Here is a 15,725-nt window from a genome sequence, read left to right as displayed (position 1 = left end):
CGGAATGCACCTATTGGCCGCTGTCACCCCGTTGGCGCCGTTGCGCGCCGTGGCGGAGCGCCGACCCCGCGCGGGCCGACCGGTCGGCCGCCGCGCTACTCGCCCTGGACCGGCACCGCGTACGGATCCGCGTCCATCGGTCGCCGTTGGCCGGGCACCGTCGGGCGGGGCGTCGGCGGCTGAAGCGTCGGCGGGGGAACCGGCTCGTAGCGGCGGACCAGCGCCAGGCCCAGCACCACCATCGCCCGTCCCAGGTAGAACGACGCCTTGGCGACGGACTGGCTCGGCGTGCCGGCCATCCGGGCCCGCATGGCGACCGGCACCTGCACCACCCGCAGGCCGACCCGGGCCACGTGCACCACGGTCTCGACCGTGTCGCCGAGGTACTCCACCGGGTAGGCGCGGGCGAACAGCTCGATCACCTGCCGGTTGGCGGCCCGGAACCCCGAGGTGGTGTCGGTCAGCCGCGACCCGGTGATCCGGCTGAGCACGGCCGCCAGCAACGACATCGCGTACCTGCGCGGTCCCCGTACGGCGTAGTCGCCGACGCCGGCGAATCGGGCGCCGATCACCAGGTCGGCGCCGGCCAGGGCGGCCACCAGTTCGGGCACGAACAGCGGGTCGTGCTGGCCGTCCGCGTCGACCTGGATCGCCACGTCGTAGCCGTGGTCGCGGGCGTACCGGTAGCCGAGCCGCATCGCCCCGCCGACCCCGAGGTTGTACGGCAGTTGCAGCACCGCCGCGCCGGCCGACCGGGCCCGTGCCGAGGTGCGGTCCCGGGAGCCGTCGTCGACGACGAGCACGTCGACGCCGGGCAGTGCGGTGCCCACCTCGCGGACCACGTCGGCGATGGAACCGGCCTCGTTCCAGGCCGGGATGACGATCAGGATCCGCTTGTCGGCGATCACCGTTCCACCTCTTCGCGGCGGACCTCGGCCCGCAACAGCGCCACGTCCTCGGCGAGCACCCGGGTCTCCTCCTCCAGGCGGCTGAGTTCCCAGCTCAGGTGGATGGTGATCAGGAGCAGGAAGACCACCCCGCCGAACAGCACCAGGCTCACGCCGCTGACCACACCGAGCGCGCCGGCGATCTCGTCCGGCAGCCGGGGGAAGAAGGCCAGCGGCAGTGCCACCAGCGCGACGGCGATCCAGAGCGCCGCGTACTTCTCCCGCAGTTGGCGCCGACGCATCAGCTCGACCACGACCACGAGCAGGAGCAGACCGGTGATTCCGGTCAGGATGGTGAGTCGCATCAGGAGGTCCGTTCCTCTCGCGTACGCGGGCCGGCGACGGCGTCGACCAGGTCCCGCTCCGTGGGCTGCGGGTCCTGGCCGTCCCCGGCCGGGTCGGGCCCGAGGTCCGCCGCCAGCGCCGGGTCGGGCGCGGTGAGCCGCCAGTGGTACGCGACCAGGATGGCGCCGGCCACGACGGCGAGCAGGATCGGGGTGGCCGACCCGAGCGCCGGGTGCCAGGCACCGCCGAGCACGTTGAACGAGATCACCCCGGGCCGACCGGGCAGCCCGGACTGGTACCGGATCATCAGGTAGGCCAGGGCGGCGAGGTGGGCGGGGACCAGCAGGACCACGAACAGCCGGATCAGCTTGCGCAGCGGATCGACCAGGCCGCTCTCGGCCACCGTGTACGCCGCCAGGATCGGCACCCCGACCAGCAACGGGAGGAAGTACCGGCCCTGCCCGATGAACGCGTACTCGTTGACGTTGATCGCCTCGATGACGCTGGGCACCAGCATGCCGAGCGCACCGAGCCCGACCACCCGCCAACGGGCGGCGTTCCCGCCCAGGGCCAGCGCCAGCAGAACCAGCGTGCCGACCGAGAAGTACCAGGCGAGGTTGAGCAGGACCGGCAGCGGGGTGTCCAGCCAGGCGAGGACGCCGACGAGTTCCTGGACGTAGCCCCGCCACCGGTCGAACACCTCGATCTTCATCGCGTCGACCAGGCTCAGGTGCCGGCTGCCCACGCCGTTCGGGGTGATCTCGGCGGCCTTCTTCCAGAGCGTCCAGCCGACCGAGGCGATCCCGGTCGCCGCGAGCGCCCCGGCCAGGATCCAGAACCGCCGGGACCGGAGCAGGGCCCGGTACGCCGGCAGGGTCAGGCCGACCAGCATGACCGCGGCGATGACCGCGAACCAGGCCGGGCCACCCGACCGTACGGTGAGCAGCACCGCGCCGCCCACCCCGGCGAGCCACCAGGCGGACCGCCGTCGGCCGGCTCCGTCGGGTTCCAGCAGGATGGCGATCAGCGCGACGACCAGGGCCGCGCCGGCCGCGATCTCGACCGCGTTCGGGTTGATCGCCCCGGCGAGGTGGGCGGTGATGGGGGTGACCGCGACCAGGATGCCGCCGAACACCAGGCGGTGTCGCAGCGACAGGGCCACCGACGTCGCCCAGGCGAACAGCGCCGCGACCAGGGCGGCACTCACCAGCCGGGCGAGCAGGACACCGGCCATGTTCGGCGACAGCACCAGCGGCCAGCCGACCGTCAGGTAGTAGGCGGGGTTGTAGCGACCGGCCGGGGTGAGCACCTTGACCAGGGACTCGTCACCGCCCACCGGTTGGGCACAGCTCGCCGGCTGGTCCGCGTGGTGCGCGAAGCAGTTGGTGCGGATCAGGCTCTTCGGCACCTCGTGGTACGCGCCGGGAAATTTGCCCTCTTTTGCCGGGGCGGGGGCGATATCGCCGGACGCCACCCCGTACGCGTGCTGGATGTGCCGCATCTCGTCCGGTGTGCCGTCGTACGGTGTGGCGATGGCCCAGGCCGCGAACAGCAGGAAGTAGCCGGCGAACGGCAACATCACCCGCAGTAGCAGGCTGGTGGAGTGCCGGGCCGACGATTGTGGCCGTACTGGTGCGGCCATGGGGGTGGTCACGGGTGCCGAGGGTACTCGATGTCGCCCCCCGAACGGGTTCGGGCCTGAGCGCCCTCCCGCCCGTACGCCGCTATGCTCACCGGTCGTGACGACGACTGCCGATCAGAGCGCTCCCGATCGCCGGGAACCCGCGTCCGCGACCGACCGCCCGACCGGGCTGGTACGCCGCCTCCTGCGCACCGGTTTCGTCCGGTACCTGGTGGTGGGCGGTGGCAGCGCGGCACTCGACACCGGTCTGCTCTGGCTGCTGCACGGGGCGTTCGAGGTGTGGCTGCCGTTGGCGACCTTCGTCGGGGTGGTGACGTCCACCGGGTTGAACTTCCTGCTCAACCGGAGCTGGGTCTTCGCCTCCACCGGCGGTGCCGGCGGGCAGTTGGTGCGCTACCTGATCCTGGTCGGCGTCAACTGGGTGCTGACCGTGCTGATGGTGTCCGCCCTCGCCGGACTCGGCCTGAACTACCTGGTGGCCAAGTGCCTGGCGCTGGTGGTGCTGACGACGCTCAATTTCCTGCTCTACCGGGCCTGGGTCTTCCGCGACCCGAGCCCGGCGGCCGCCGTGGACTGAGTCCCGGGTAGCACCGGCACTGTCGAAAACGGGGGGCGACGCGTGACGCGTCGCCCCCCGTTCATCGCTGACGGGTCAGAGGTACTGACCGGTGTTGCTGGCGGTTTCGATGGCCCGCCCGGCCTCGGCGCCCTTGCCCCCGGAGACGAGCGTACGGATGTAGACGATCCGTTCGCCCTTCTTGCCGGAGATCCGGGCCCAGTCGTCCGGGTTGGTGGTGTTCGGCAGGTCCTCGTTCTCCCGGAACTCGTCGACGCAGGCGTCGAGCAGGTGTTGCAGTCGCAACCCCTTGCGGCCGGAGGAGAGGAACTCCTTGATCGCCATCTTCTTGCCCCGGTCGACGATGTTCTGGATCATCGCGCCGGAGTTGAAATCCTTGAAGTAGAGCACCTCTTTGTCACCGTTGGCGTAGGTGACTTCGAGGAACCGGTTCTCCTCGGTCTCGGAGTACATCCGCAGCACCACGGCCTCGATCATGGCCGCCACCGTGGCCTGGGCATCCTGCCCGTGCTCGGTGAGGTCGTCCGAGTGCAGTGGCAGCCCGGTGAGGATGTACTTGGAGAAGATGTCCCGGGCCGCCTCGGCGTCCGGCCGCTCGATCTTGATCTTCACGTCGAGTCGGCCCGGACGCAGGATGGCCGGGTCGATCATGTCCTCCCGGTTGGAGGCGCCGATCACGATGACGTTCTCCAGCCCCTCCACGCCGTCGATCTCGCTGAGCAGCTGCGGAACGATGGTGTTCTCCACGTCCGAGGAGACACCGGAGCCCCGGGTACGGAACACCGAGTCCATCTCGTCGAAGAACACGATCACCGGAGTGCCCTCGCCGGCCTTCTCCCGAGCCCGTTGGAAGATCAACCGGATGTGCCGCTCGGTCTCGCCGACATACTTGTTGAGCAGCTCCGGACCCTTGATGTTCAGGAAGTAGCTGGTGTGCTTCTGCTCACCACGCCGCTCGGCGATCTTCTTCGCCAGCGAGTTTGCCACCGCCTTGGCGATCAAGGTCTTCCCACAGCCCGGCGGACCGTAGAGCAGGATGCCCTTCGGCGGGCGCAACTGGTGCTCCCGGAACAGCTCGGCGTGCAGGAACGGCAACTCGACCGCGTCCCGGATCTGCTCGATCTGGGACTGGAGGCCACCGATGTCGCCATAGTCGACGTCGGGCACCTCCTCAAGGACGAGCTCCTCCACCTCGCTCTTCGGGATGCGTTCGTACGCGTACGCCGAACGCGGCTCGATCATGAGCGAGTCGCCGGCTCTGATCGACGAACCGATCAGGGTCTCGGCCAGGTGCACGATCCGCTCCTCGTCGGCGTGGGAGATCACCAGGGCCCGGTCACCCGGCCCACCGGTGGGACTCTCCAACACCTCCTTGAGCATCACGACCTCTCCGACCCGCTCGAACCCGAACGCGTCCACGATGTTGAGCGCGTCGTTGAGCAGGACCTCCTGACCACGTCGTAGCTCGTCGACCTCCAATGACGGAGATACCGCCACGCGCAGCTTCCGACCGCCGGTGAAGACATCCACCGTGCCGTCGTCGTGCCGCGCGAGGAAGACGCCGTACCCACTGGGCGGTTGTGCCAGCCGGTCGATCTCTTCCTTGAGCGTGACGATCTGGGCCCGTGCCTCTTTGAGGGTGCTCACGAGCCGGTCGTTGTTCTCGGTCAGTCGAGCCAGCTGCGCCTGAGTGGCCGCCAGTCGTTCCTCGATCTGCCGGACGTGTCGGGGGCTTTCGGTCAGCTTGCGCCGCACCAAGGCCAGTTCCTCTTGAAGGAACGCGACCTGGGTGGAGAGATCGTGGGCCTCCTTCTCCCACCGTGCGGCGCGCGAGTCCGCGTCGTCGCTGCGTGCCACGTCCCACCTCCCCGGGGGGCTTGAACGTTCTGCCCTAACACTAGCCGCTATGACGCCGATTCGGTCCCATGCAACACCCTCGTCACCGAACCTTGATCGCCACGGGGGACGCCGCTGGGGTCGTACGAGGGCGTTCGGGTACCGTCGGGTACGTGCCGGACGAACGGATGGAGGGGTCATCGTGGTAGCCCAGACCGATACCGACGAGCTGCGAGTCTGGGTGGACCAGGACCTCTGCACCGGCGACGGGCTCTGTGTCCAGTACGCCCCGGAGGTCTTCGAGTTCGACATCGACGGCCTGGCGTACGTCAAGAACGACTCGGGCGAGATGCTGCTCGCCCCGGGCAGCCGGGTCGACGTACCGGCGCACCTGCGGCTCGACGTGATCGACGCGGCCAAGGAGTGCCCGGGCGACTGCATCCACGTGCAGCGCAGCCGCGACGACGTCGAGATCGCCGGCCCGGACGCCGAGGACTGATCCGGACACCGACGGCCACCGGCCGACGATCGGGTCGACCGGGCGGACCTCCCGGCCGGACGGGTCACAGCACGGGACGGCCGAGCACCGACGCGACCAGCCGGGCAAACTCCTCAAGCCGGGCGATCTGCCCCGCCCCGCCGTCATCGAACGTCTTACCGAAACGCAGCGCGTCGTGCCTCGGCGAGCCCACCACCTCGTCCGCCGGCACCCCCTCGTCCAGCGAGCTGAGCAGCAGGTACACGTCGATGCTGTCGACCCGTACGCCACCGCTCGGGGTCCGGGTCAGCCGCCGCCGGCAGCCCACCTCGGTCACCGTCGAGACCGGTACGACCCGCAGCGACGAGGTCATCGACCCGGCCGGCCCGTCGTCCGGCGGAATGTCCTCACCGTGCCAGAGGATCAGCCGACTGCCGTCGCAGACCGCCACCTCCTGCCAGACCCCGTTCACCTCGTTGACGAACCGCTCCAGGGTGAAACCCAGCACGGAGGCGCCGCGCAGCACGCCGCCCAGCGCCTCCAGTGCCACCTCGGGGTCGCGGAGATAGGCCCGCGCCGCCGCCTCCAGATCCTGGTACGGCGACCAGTCCGGGAAGACGGCGGGAAGGTCCCCGCCGCCGAAGGTGGGCCTGCTCATGCGGACCTCCCGAGGTTGATGATCACTGCACGGCCCTCTACCCCGCCTCGTCCACGCCGGCCGCCGGGGCGAGCGGTGCCGACTCCGCTTCCTTGGCGGCCTGCTCCGCCGCCCGCAGTCCCGCCTTGCGCGCCGCGTACGCCTCGACGCCCTTGCTCGGCTTGCGCCGCCGCGGCGGCGCGGTCACGCCGGGCGCGAGCTTGCGGGCGGAGACCAGGAACGCGGTGTGCGCGATCATCCGGTGGTCGGGGCGCACCGCCAGCCCCTCCAGGTGCCAGTCGCGCACCAGCGACTCCCAGGCCCGGGGCTCGGTGAAGCCGCCGCGCTCGCGCAACGCCTCGACCAGGTCGGAGAGCTGGGTCGTGGTGGCCACGTAGCCGATGAACACGCCGCCGGGCACCAGCGTCCGCGCCACCAGGTCGAGCACGTCCCACGGGGCGAGCAGGTCCAGGATGATCCGGTCGAACTCCGGCTCCGTGCAGGTCGCCACGTCGCCGGTGGTCAGGTGCCAGGACGGGTGCGGACCGCCGAAGAACGCCTCCACGTTGCGGCGGGCGATCTCGGCGAAGTCGTCGCGCAGCTCGTACGAGTGCAGTTCGCCGGTCGGTCCGACGGCGCGCAGCAGGGAGCAGGCCAGCGCACCGGAGCCGGCACCGGCCTCCAGCACCTTCGCGCCCGGGAAGATGTCGCCCATGGCGACGATCTGGGCCGCGTCCTTCGGGTAGATCACCTGGGCGCCACGGGGCATCGAGAGCACGTAGTCGGAGAGCAGGGGGCGCAGCGCGAGGTACGCCGTCCCGCCCGCGGAGGTGACCACACTGCCGTCGGGCAGGCCGATCAGGTCGTCGTGTTCGAGCGCACCCCGGTGGGTGTGGAACGACTTGCCCTCCACCAACGTGATCGTGTGCATCCGACCCTTCGGATCGGTCAACTGCACCCGGTCACCGGGCCGGAACGGGCCGCGGTGCGCCGGTACCGGCGCGGTGTCGGTGGGGTGGGCGGTGGTGGGCTGTGCGGTCACTGAGTCATCTTTCGTTTCGGCTCCAGGAGCTGCGCCAGATCGGCGATGTGCAGAACGCCGACGACATCTTCGCCTGACGTCACGACATACTGCGCGCCCGGGTCGGTCTGCACGACCCGGATGACCTCTTCGCCGTCCAGACCGACCGGCATGGTCGGCAGGCCGTCCAGGCCACGGGCCACCGTGTCGACGGCGACCCACGGCCGCCGGTCCACCGGCACCGCCTCGGCGGCGGCCCGATCGACCAGGGCGACCAGCCGCCCCGACGAGTCGTCGACCCCGAGCGCCACCGGCGCCGGTCCGGCCGCCACGCCCCGCCGCTGCGCCTCGGCCAGCGGGGTGCCGGTCGGCACCCGGAACACCGGCCGGGCCAGTCGGTGCAGGTCGATGAGGGGGAACCGGCGACTGATCCGGGCCATCCGGATCGACTGGCCGGCGCCCTGCCAGAGGGTGAAGGCGACCACCACGATCAGGGCCAGCCCCAACGGCACGATCAGTCCGACCCAGGTCAGCACCCCGACCAGGACGACCGTGCCGACCGCGACCGCGCGACCGGCCCAAGCGGCGACCTCGGTGCCGAGGTGCCGGTCCCGGCTGACCGCCCAGACCAGGGCACGCAACGCACGGCCGCCGTCGAGCGGCAGACCGGGCAGGATGTTGAAGACCGCCACGATGAGGTTGCTCACCGCCAGTTGCAGGGCGAACTGGTCGGGCAGGGTGCGATCGGGCAGCAACACGGTGGCCAGTACGGCGGCCAGGCCGAGCACCAGCGACACGGCCGGGCCGGCGAGCGAGACCATCAGGTCGACCCGGGGCGTCGGCGCGTCGCGGTCCATCTCGGTGTAGCCGCCCAGCAGTTCGAGCGTGATCCCGCGTACGCCGATGCCGTTGCGGCGGGCGGTCACCGCGTGCCCGAGCTCGTGCAGCAGCACCGAACCGAGCAGGCAGACCACGAATCCGAAGCCCACCAGGTAGCCGGTGACCTGCGACAGTTCCAGCTCGCGGCGGACCAGCCCGCCGTACAACACGGTCACCAGGACGACCAGCAGCACCATCGAGGCGTTGACGTAGACCGGGACACCGAGCACCCGGCCGACGGCGATGCCGGGACGGCGCTCCGGCCGGTTCTGCCGTCTTGAACTCTGCTGCACCGTGTCGATGCTACGTAACTGCGGTGAGCGGGCTCGCCCGCGCCTTGCTCCGGGGGGCCGTGCCGGCGTTATCGTCGTACCGGTGGCCTAGCCTTCCGGTCATGGTGGCGGAGATGGTGACGAAGCAGACGGCCGGGCGGTCCCCGGTGGCCGAGCGGCCCCAGGGGCCTTCCCTCTCACCGTCGCGGGCGGCGGATTTCAAAACCTGTCCGCTGCTCTACCGGTTCCGCAGCATCGACCGGCTGCCCGAGCGGACCAGCCTGGACCAGATCCGGGGCACCCTGGTGCACGCCGTGCTGGAGCGGCTGTTCGACCTGCCGGCGGCGGACCGCACCCCGAGCGCCGCGGGCGACCTGGTGACCCCGCAGTGGGACCAGTTGGTGGCCCGGGAGCCGGAGCTGACCGAGCTGTTCACCGAGGAGGCGGCGGTCGACGTGACCGAGTTCCTCGGTTCGGCCCGCCGGCTGCTGGAGGGCTACTTCACGGTGGAGGACCCGCGCCGGCTCGAACCCGCCGAGCGGGAGACGTTGATCTCCACCGTCGTCGACGACGAGCTGCTGATCCGCGGTTACATCGACCGGCTCGACGTCGCCCCGGACGGGGCGCTGCGGGTGGTCGACTACAAGACCGGCGGTGCCCCCCGGGAGGCGTTCGAGGCCCGCGCCCTGTTCCAGCTCAAGTTCTACGCGCTGGTGCTCTGGCGGACCCGTGGGGTGGTGCCGAAAGTGCTGCGGCTGCTCTACCTCAAGGACGCCGAGATCTGCGACTACGCGCCGGACGCCGAGGAACTCGCCCGGTTCGAACGCACCCTGGTCGCGCTGTGGCGGGCGATCGAGCAGGCCACCGCGCGGCAGGATTTCCGGCCGAAGCCGAGCCGGCTCTGCGACTGGTGCAGCCACCAGGCGCTCTGTCCCGCCTTCGGCGGCACCCCGCCGCCGTTCCCGGAGCTGACGATCACCCCCGTCGTGCCGGAGCAGCCCAGCCGGTCCGCCGGCCCGGCCGTCGACGAGTAGCCCTCCAGCCGAAGCGGAGGGTCTCCTCCTCCGACGGCCACCCCCGGCGGCCACGGTGGCCCCCATCCCATCCGACAATCCCCTCCTCCGCCGGTAACGGGTGCCCCTCCTCCCCCAGGAGGAGGCGTACTCCGCCCACGGTGCGGACAACCGCGCCGCACCACCGGCTACCGTGCGGAGATGACCCGTATCGACGCCCCGGCCGGGCTCGACCGGCCGCCGGGGCGGACCGGTCCGAACACCGGGTCGCGGCCACCCACCGGCCGCTGGCACGACCTGTTACCCACCGGGTACGCCCCGGCCACGCTCTTCCGCGACGCCCTGCTGGCGGCCCTGGTGGTGCTGGCCGAGGTGCTGCTCACGGCGGCCGTGCCGGCGGAGACGACCGCCGACGGCTGGCCGAGGACGCTCACCTGGAGCCTGGTCTGCGCGGTGCCGATCGTGCTGGGCCGGAGCTGGCCGGCGGCGGCGGTGGCGCTGGCGCTGACCGGTTTCACCGCCGCGGTGGTCGACGGACACCAGCCGCTCACCGCCGTGGTGGCGTTCATCCTGCTGACGTACGCCACCGCGGCCGGATTCCCGCTGCGCCGGGCAGCACTGGTCGCCACCGTGCTCTGGGCGCCGATCCTGGTCACCGCGCTGGCGCTGCCGGCGGCCCGGCACCAGCTCGGCGTCCCCGGCGGGTACCTGCTGTTTACCAACGTGCTGATCGCCCTGGTCTGCTTCTTCGGCGGGCGTACGGTGCACGCCCGCCGGGCCACGATCCGGGCGCTGGAGGAACGGGCCAGGGTCGCCGAGGAAAACCAGCGCTCGATGGCCGACCAGGCGGTCGCCGACGAGCGGCGTCGGATCGCCCGCGAACTGCACGACGTGGTCGCCCACCACGTCAGCGTGATGAGCGTGCTGGCGACCGGTGCCCGACGGGTGCTCGCCCGCGATCCGGCCGCCGCCGACGAGGCGCTGGGCAGCATCGCGGAAACCAGCCGGACCACGCTGCGCGAGCTGCGCCGGCTGCTCGACGTGCTGCGTACGGACGCCGAGCCGGCCGCCGAACTCGCCCCGCAGCCCGGACTGGCCGGGTTGGAGTCGCTGGTCGACCAGGTCCGCGAGGCAGGTCTGCCGGTCAGTCTGCGGGTCGACGGGGTGCCGGCGCCGCTGGAGCCCAGCCTCGCCCTGACCGTCTTCCGGATCGTGCAGGAGGCGCTGACCAACGCGCTCAAACACGCCGGTACGGCCACCGCCCAGGTCCGGCTCACCTACGGTGTCTACTGGCTGGTGGTGGAGATCCTCGACACCGGTCGCGGCCCGTCACTGGACCCCAACCCGGCCGGACACGGGCTGGTCGGCATGCGGGAGCGGGTCGCCCTCTACGGTGGAACCCTGCGCACCGGCCCCCGTCCCGGTGGCGGCTACCGGGTGTACGCGAAGGTACCGATGGAACGCTCCGGCGTACCGAGCAGCGAGGAGACGGCGTGAGCGAGCACCGTGGGGATGTCGCGTGACCGGGGCCGCCGGGGTCACGTACCCGCGTGGTGGTCCACGTCCGGTGCGGATCCTGCTCGCCGACGACCAGCCGCTGCTGCGTACCGGGTTCCGGATGGTGCTCAGCGCCGAGACCGACCTCGACATCGTGGGCGAGGCCGGTGACGGCTCCGAGGCGGTCGAACTGGCCCGCCGGTTGCTGCCGGACGTGGTGCTGATGGACATCCGGATGCCCCGGATGGACGGGGTGGCGGCGACCAGGGCGATCGTCGAGTCCCGGCTGCCGGTGCGGGTGCTCATCCTGACCACGTTCGACCTGGACGAGTACGTGGTGGGGGCGTTGCGGGCCGGTGCGAGCGGGTTCCTCGCCAAGGACGTGCCCGCCGACGACCTGGTCACCGCGATCCGTACGGTGGCCGCCGGTGAGGCGGTGGTCGCGCCGCGCATCCTCAAGCGGCTGCTGGACCAGTTCGCCGGGGTGCTGCCCGATCCGTCGGCGACCCTGCCGAAGGCGCTCGACGTGCTCACCGAGCGGGAGCGGCAGGTGCTGGTGCACATCGCCCGGGGACTGTCCAACGCGGAGATCGCCCGAAGCCTGTCGATCAGCGAGACGACGATCAAGACGCATGTCGGACACGTACTCACCAAACTCGGGTTGCGCGACCGGGTGCAGGCGGTCGTCTTCGCGTACGAGTCGGGTTTGATCCGTCCGGGCGCCTGACGCTCCGGTAATGGTCGCGCGACGCACTGTACCCGGCTCGTGCCCTCCTTCAGTCGGAGACCGGACGGTACGACGGTCGGATTCGAAAACCCTCCGCCGGCAGGATGGCCGGATTGCCGCGGCGACCTAGCGTGACCTCAGGACGGCGACCGTCGTCAGCTACCGAGGGAGAGACCGTGACGGGGACAACAACCGGGGCCGGCGCTACGGCGGCGGCGCGCGCGAGTGACGTGTGGAAGGTGTACGGCAGCGGTGAGGCGCAGGTCATCGCCCTACGCGGAGTCACCGCCGAATTCGAACAAGCCCGCTACACCGCCATCATGGGACCCAGCGGCTCCGGCAAATCCACCCTCATGCACTGCCTCGCCGGACTCGACTCCGTCACCCGCGGCACCATCCACATCGGCAACACCACCGTCACCGGACTCAACGACAACGGACTCACCAAACTCCGCCGCGACAAAGTCGGCTTCATCTTCCAACAATTCAACCTCCTCCCCACCCTCACCGCCGAAGAAAACATCCTCCTCCCCCTGCGCATCGCCGGCCGCAAACCCAACCCCGACTGGTACAACACCATCATCAAAACCGTCGGACTCACCGACCGACTCCACCACCGACCCAACCAACTCTCCGGCGGCCAACAACAACGCGTCGCCTGCGCCCGCGCCCTCGTCGCCAAACCCGACGTCATCTTCGCCGACGAACCCACCGGCAACCTCGACAGCAAAGCCGGCGCAGAAGTCCTCACCTTCCTCCGCGACAGCGTCCGCAACCACCACCAAACCATCGTCATGGTCACCCACGACCCCGTCGCCGCCAGCTACGCCGACCGCGTCATCTTCCTCGCCGACGGCAGCATCGTGGACGAGTTGACCGACCCGACGGCGGAGACCGTGCTCGACACCCTGAAGCAGCTGGACGTGCTGACCCACCGGGCCGAGGTGGCGTGATGTTGCGCGCCACGCTGAAGAGCCTGCTCTCCCGCAAGCTCCGGCTGGTCCTGTCCGGCTTCGCGATCATCCTCGGCGTGATGTTCGTGGCCAGCGCCTTCGTGCTCACCGACAGCCTCGGCGGCCGGTTCGAGCAGTTGTTCCAGACCGTGAACAAGGACGTGGCGGTCCAGGTCCAGGCCGACGACAAGGCACGGGAGGAGCCGGAGCCGCCGCTGCTGACCGACGCCGACCTGGGTCGGCTGGCCACGGTGGACGGGGTCCGCTCGGTCGTCGGCGACGCCAGTTCGGACGGGATCATCCCGTTCCGCAAGGACAACGGCAAGGCGCTGCCGGCCGGCGTCCCACACCTGGGGATCGGGCTGGCCGAGGACGACTTCGTCGCCGACGGCCTGCTGGAGCTCGCCGAGGGGCGGGCGGCCCGGGCCGACGACGAGGTGACGCTGACCCGGTACACCGCCGAGCAGACCGGTCACACCGTCGGCGACCGGATCAAGATCTACCTGCCGCGGAGCGCGACCAGCCCGGAGTGGACGATCGTCGGGCTGCTGGAGTACTCCGGCGGTCGGGCGACGCTCGGCGGCGAGACGATGGTCGGCTTCACCGTGCCGGAGGCGCAGCGCCTCTTCTACGGGCGTACGGGGGTGTTCGGCGCGGCCCAGCTCCAGGCCGAGCCCGGGGTGTCGCAGGAAACGCTGAAGCAGCGGGTCGCCACCGCCACCCCGACCGGATTCGAGGCGATCACCGGTACGGAGGTGGCCGAGGAGCAGGCGAGCGGGCTGAAGCAACTGCTCACCTTCGTGAACTGGTTCTTCCTCGGCTTCGCGCTGATCGCGTTGCTGGTCGGGATGTTCCTCATCTTCAACACGTTCAACATCATCATCGCCCAGCGGTCGCGGGAGCTGGCGCTGCTGCGGGCGCTCGGGGCGAGCTGGCGACAGGTCACCGGCAGCGTGCTGGTGGAGGCGCTGGTGGTGGGCGTGATCGCGTCCACCCTGGGACTGGGCGCCGGCATCGCGGTCGCGGCCGGGTTGCAGTCGCTCGCCGCCGCCATCGGCTTCCCGCTGCCGGAGGGCGGACTCACCGTCAGCGGTACCGCCATCCTGGCGTCTTACCTGGTCGGAGTGGTGATGACGGTCATCGCCGCGCTGGTTCCGGCGATCCGGGCCGCCGGCGTACCGCCGATCGCGGCAATGCGTGACCTGGTTGCGCCGGACAAGTCGCTGCGCGGGTTGACCGTCACCGGCGGGGTGATCACCGCGATCAGCGTCGCGCTGCTCGCCGTCGGGCTGGTCGGCGTGGACGGGCTGACCGCACCCGCCCTCGGCGGCGGCGTGCTGCTCGCGGTGGTCGGGGTGGCGCTGCTCTCCCCGGCACTGACCCGACCGGTCGCCGGCACGCTCGGTCGCCTGGTCAGCTGGGACGCCGCGACCGGGATCGGCCGGCGCAACACGCTGCGCAATCCGCGACGGACGGCGGTGACCGCGGTCGCGCTGATGGTCGGGGTGACCCTGGTGAGCGCGGTCAGCGTGATCGGGGCGTCGCTGAAGGCCAGCGTCACCGACCTGGTGGAGAACGACCTGAGCGCCGAGGTCATCGTGACCACCACCGTGATGGCCCCGCCGAACGGCAAGGAGGGGTTCGACCCGGCCCGGCTGGACCAGGCGGCCCGGATCCCGGGGGTCACGGCGGTGCTCGCGACCCACCTGGCGGTGCTACCGGTGGACGGCAACCCCAACGGGTACGTCCAGGCCGCCGACCTGCCCACCGCCCGATCGATGATGTCGATGGACGAGCTGGCCGGCACGTTGACCCCGACCGGGGACAACGAGGCGATCGTCGACGACGGCACGGCGGAGGACAACGGCTGGCAGGTCGGCAGCACCTTCGTGGTCACCATGCCGGTCGGCGGTGACCGTACGTACACGGTCGCCGGGATCTACCAGCGCACGGCGGTGGCCAGCGGAGTGATCCTGCCCCCGTCGCAGGTGCGGTACTTCGCCGGGCCGCTGGCCTTCCAGGGCCTCGTCCAGGTCGCCGAGGACGCCGACGTGGCCGCGGTGACCCGTCAGGTCGAGCAGCTCATGGCCGACTATCCGCTGGTCGCCGTGGTGGATCAGGCGAGCTTCATCGCCCAGCAGACCGCGGCGGTGGACGGGTTGCTGGCGATCTTCTACGTGCTGCTGGCGCTGGCCGTACTGGTGGCGTTCCTCGGCATCATCAACACCCTGGTGCTGAGCATCTACGAACGCACCCGGGAACTGGGCCTGCTGCGCGCGGTCGGCATGGCCCGCGCCCAGGTCGTCGCGATGGTGGGCGTGGAGTCGCTGCTGATGGCCGTCTTCGGCTGCCTGCTCGGGGTCGGACTCGGGGTGGCGCTCGGGGTCACCGTCACCGAGGTGCTGCGCAACCTGGACGCGATCTCGATGATCGCGCTGCCGTACGGGCAGCTCATCGGCTTCCTGGTCGCGGCCGCGCTGGCCGGCGTGCTGGCCGCGGCGTGGCCGGCCTGGCGGGCGTCCCGGCTGAACGTGTTGCAGGCGATCTCCTACGAGTAACCGACCGGCGTACGGGTGCGGGGTGGGCGTTCGCGCCCACCCCGCACCGCCGTTTCGGCCGGTGGAGGCGCTTGTCCACCCGGCCGACGATTCACCCGGCCGACGCCCCGGTCTCACCCGACTGACGAGCCCGTTTCACCCGGCTGAGGCCCCGGTCTCACCCGGCCGACGATCCGGTCGAATCACCACCCGAAGCGCTTCACATACGGAAAGATCCGGTGGGGCGACCGGAACGCGTCGATAGCAGTCAGGGGCAACCCTGAGGGTGGCATCGGGGCCGACCCGCAGCGGAATATCCGCTGCCGCTCCACCCACGGGTGGACGAGTCGGGCGTCGGCGGCACCGACGATGGAGACTGCCGACCGGACCTCAGGTGCCCGGACGGATCAGACTTTCTTCGAAG

At 70.9% G+C, this 15,725-nt stretch carries 14 protein-coding genes; 7 read left to right on the top strand and 7 right to left on the bottom strand.

The genetic code is table 11. The features are described from left to right. Positions 1–95: 95 nt before the first annotated feature. Genes OG792_RS14595 through OG792_RS14585 form a run of 3 tightly spaced genes read right to left on the bottom strand, consistent with a single transcriptional unit; the run spans position 96 to position 2,886 of the window. A complete protein-coding gene (locus OG792_RS14595) occupies positions 96–908 on the bottom strand; it encodes a glycosyltransferase family 2 protein (protein WP_329110115.1) in 813 nt (270 codons plus the stop codon). Then, on the bottom strand, positions 905–1,252 hold the full coding sequence (locus tag OG792_RS14590) for a DUF2304 domain-containing protein (protein WP_329110114.1): 348 nt from the start codon (positions 1,250–1,252) through the stop codon (positions 905–907). Before OG792_RS14590 ends, OG792_RS14595 begins: the two co-directional genes overlap by 4 nt. Beyond that, positions 1,252–2,886 (bottom strand): DUF2142 domain-containing protein, encoded by a 1,635-nt coding sequence (locus OG792_RS14585; RefSeq protein WP_329110113.1) that lies wholly within the window; start codon positions 2,884–2,886, stop codon positions 1,252–1,254. The genes OG792_RS14590 and OG792_RS14585 overlap by 1 nt, the downstream gene beginning before the upstream one ends. Before the next feature lie 85 nt (positions 2,887–2,971). Here OG792_RS14585 and OG792_RS14580 point away from each other — a divergent pair, with 85 nt between their 5' ends. Next, positions 2,972–3,451 (top strand): GtrA family protein, encoded by a 480-nt coding sequence (locus OG792_RS14580; RefSeq protein ID WP_329110112.1) that lies wholly within the window; start codon positions 2,972–2,974, stop codon positions 3,449–3,451. A 75-nt stretch (positions 3,452–3,526) separates the two neighbouring features. Here the strand turns inward: OG792_RS14580 and arc are convergent, their stop codons facing one another. Next, entirely contained in the window at positions 3,527–5,308 is a 1,782-nt protein-coding gene (gene arc, locus OG792_RS14575) for a proteasome ATPase (protein WP_329110110.1), read from the bottom strand. 181 nt (positions 5,309–5,489) lie between these two features. On the opposite strand from arc, the gene OG792_RS14570 reads away from it, so the two are divergent. Continuing rightward, the gene (locus OG792_RS14570) at positions 5,490–5,786 is read left to right on the top strand and encodes a ferredoxin (RefSeq protein WP_329110109.1); all 297 of its coding nucleotides are present in this window, start codon (positions 5,490–5,492) and stop codon (positions 5,784–5,786) included. Positions 5,787–5,850: 64 nt separating this feature from the next. On the opposite strand, the gene OG792_RS14565 is transcribed toward OG792_RS14570, so the two are convergent. From OG792_RS14565 to OG792_RS14555, 3 genes are read right to left on the bottom strand one after another with little or no spacing between them, the layout of a single operon-like run. After that, the gene (locus tag OG792_RS14565; RefSeq protein ID WP_329110107.1) at positions 5,851–6,423 is read right to left on the bottom strand and encodes a hypothetical protein; all 573 of its coding nucleotides are present in this window, start codon (positions 6,421–6,423) and stop codon (positions 5,851–5,853) included. A 37-nt stretch (positions 6,424–6,460) separates the two neighbouring features. Then, positions 6,461–7,444, bottom strand: a complete 984-nt coding sequence (locus OG792_RS14560) for a tRNA (adenine-N1)-methyltransferase (protein ID WP_329110105.1) — start codon at positions 7,442–7,444, stop codon at positions 6,461–6,463. Next, entirely contained in the window at positions 7,441–8,499 is a 1,059-nt protein-coding gene (locus OG792_RS14555; RefSeq protein WP_442932472.1) for a M50 family metallopeptidase, read from the bottom strand. Before OG792_RS14555 ends, OG792_RS14560 begins: the two co-directional genes overlap by 4 nt. A gap of 197 nt (positions 8,500–8,696) precedes the next feature. On the opposite strand from OG792_RS14555, the gene OG792_RS14550 reads away from it, so the two are divergent. The 5 genes from OG792_RS14550 to OG792_RS14530 all read left to right on the top strand — a co-directional run bounded on the left by OG792_RS14550 (position 8,697) and on the right by OG792_RS14530 (position 15,322). Next, positions 8,697–9,608, top strand: a complete 912-nt coding sequence (locus OG792_RS14550) for a RecB family exonuclease (protein WP_442932414.1) — start codon at positions 8,697–8,699, stop codon at positions 9,606–9,608. A 180-nt stretch (positions 9,609–9,788) separates the two neighbouring features. Beyond that, complete coding sequence (locus tag OG792_RS14545) at positions 9,789–11,084, top strand: sensor histidine kinase (protein ID WP_329110103.1); 1,296 nt, start codon at positions 9,789–9,791, stop codon at positions 11,082–11,084. 22 nt (positions 11,085–11,106) lie between these two features. Next, complete coding sequence (locus OG792_RS14540; RefSeq protein ID WP_329110100.1) at positions 11,107–11,811, top strand: response regulator transcription factor; 705 nt, start codon at positions 11,107–11,109, stop codon at positions 11,809–11,811. 104 nt (positions 11,812–11,915) lie between these two features. Next, the gene (locus OG792_RS14535; protein ID WP_329110098.1) at positions 11,916–12,764 is read left to right on the top strand and encodes an ABC transporter ATP-binding protein; all 849 of its coding nucleotides are present in this window, start codon (positions 11,916–11,918) and stop codon (positions 12,762–12,764) included. Next, positions 12,764–15,322 (top strand): ABC transporter permease, encoded by a 2,559-nt coding sequence (locus OG792_RS14530; protein ID WP_329110096.1) that lies wholly within the window; start codon positions 12,764–12,766, stop codon positions 15,320–15,322. The genes OG792_RS14535 and OG792_RS14530 overlap by 1 nt, the downstream gene beginning before the upstream one ends. Positions 15,323–15,725 lie beyond the last annotated feature (403 nt).

The sequence above is a fragment of the Micromonospora sp. NBC_01699 genome (assembly GCF_036250065.1).
In the GTDB taxonomy this organism is placed as follows: domain Bacteria; phylum Actinomycetota; class Actinomycetes; order Mycobacteriales; family Micromonosporaceae; genus Micromonospora_G.
The sequence above is the reverse complement of the archived record's forward strand: the minus strand, read 5'-3'. Positions and strand labels throughout refer to the sequence as shown.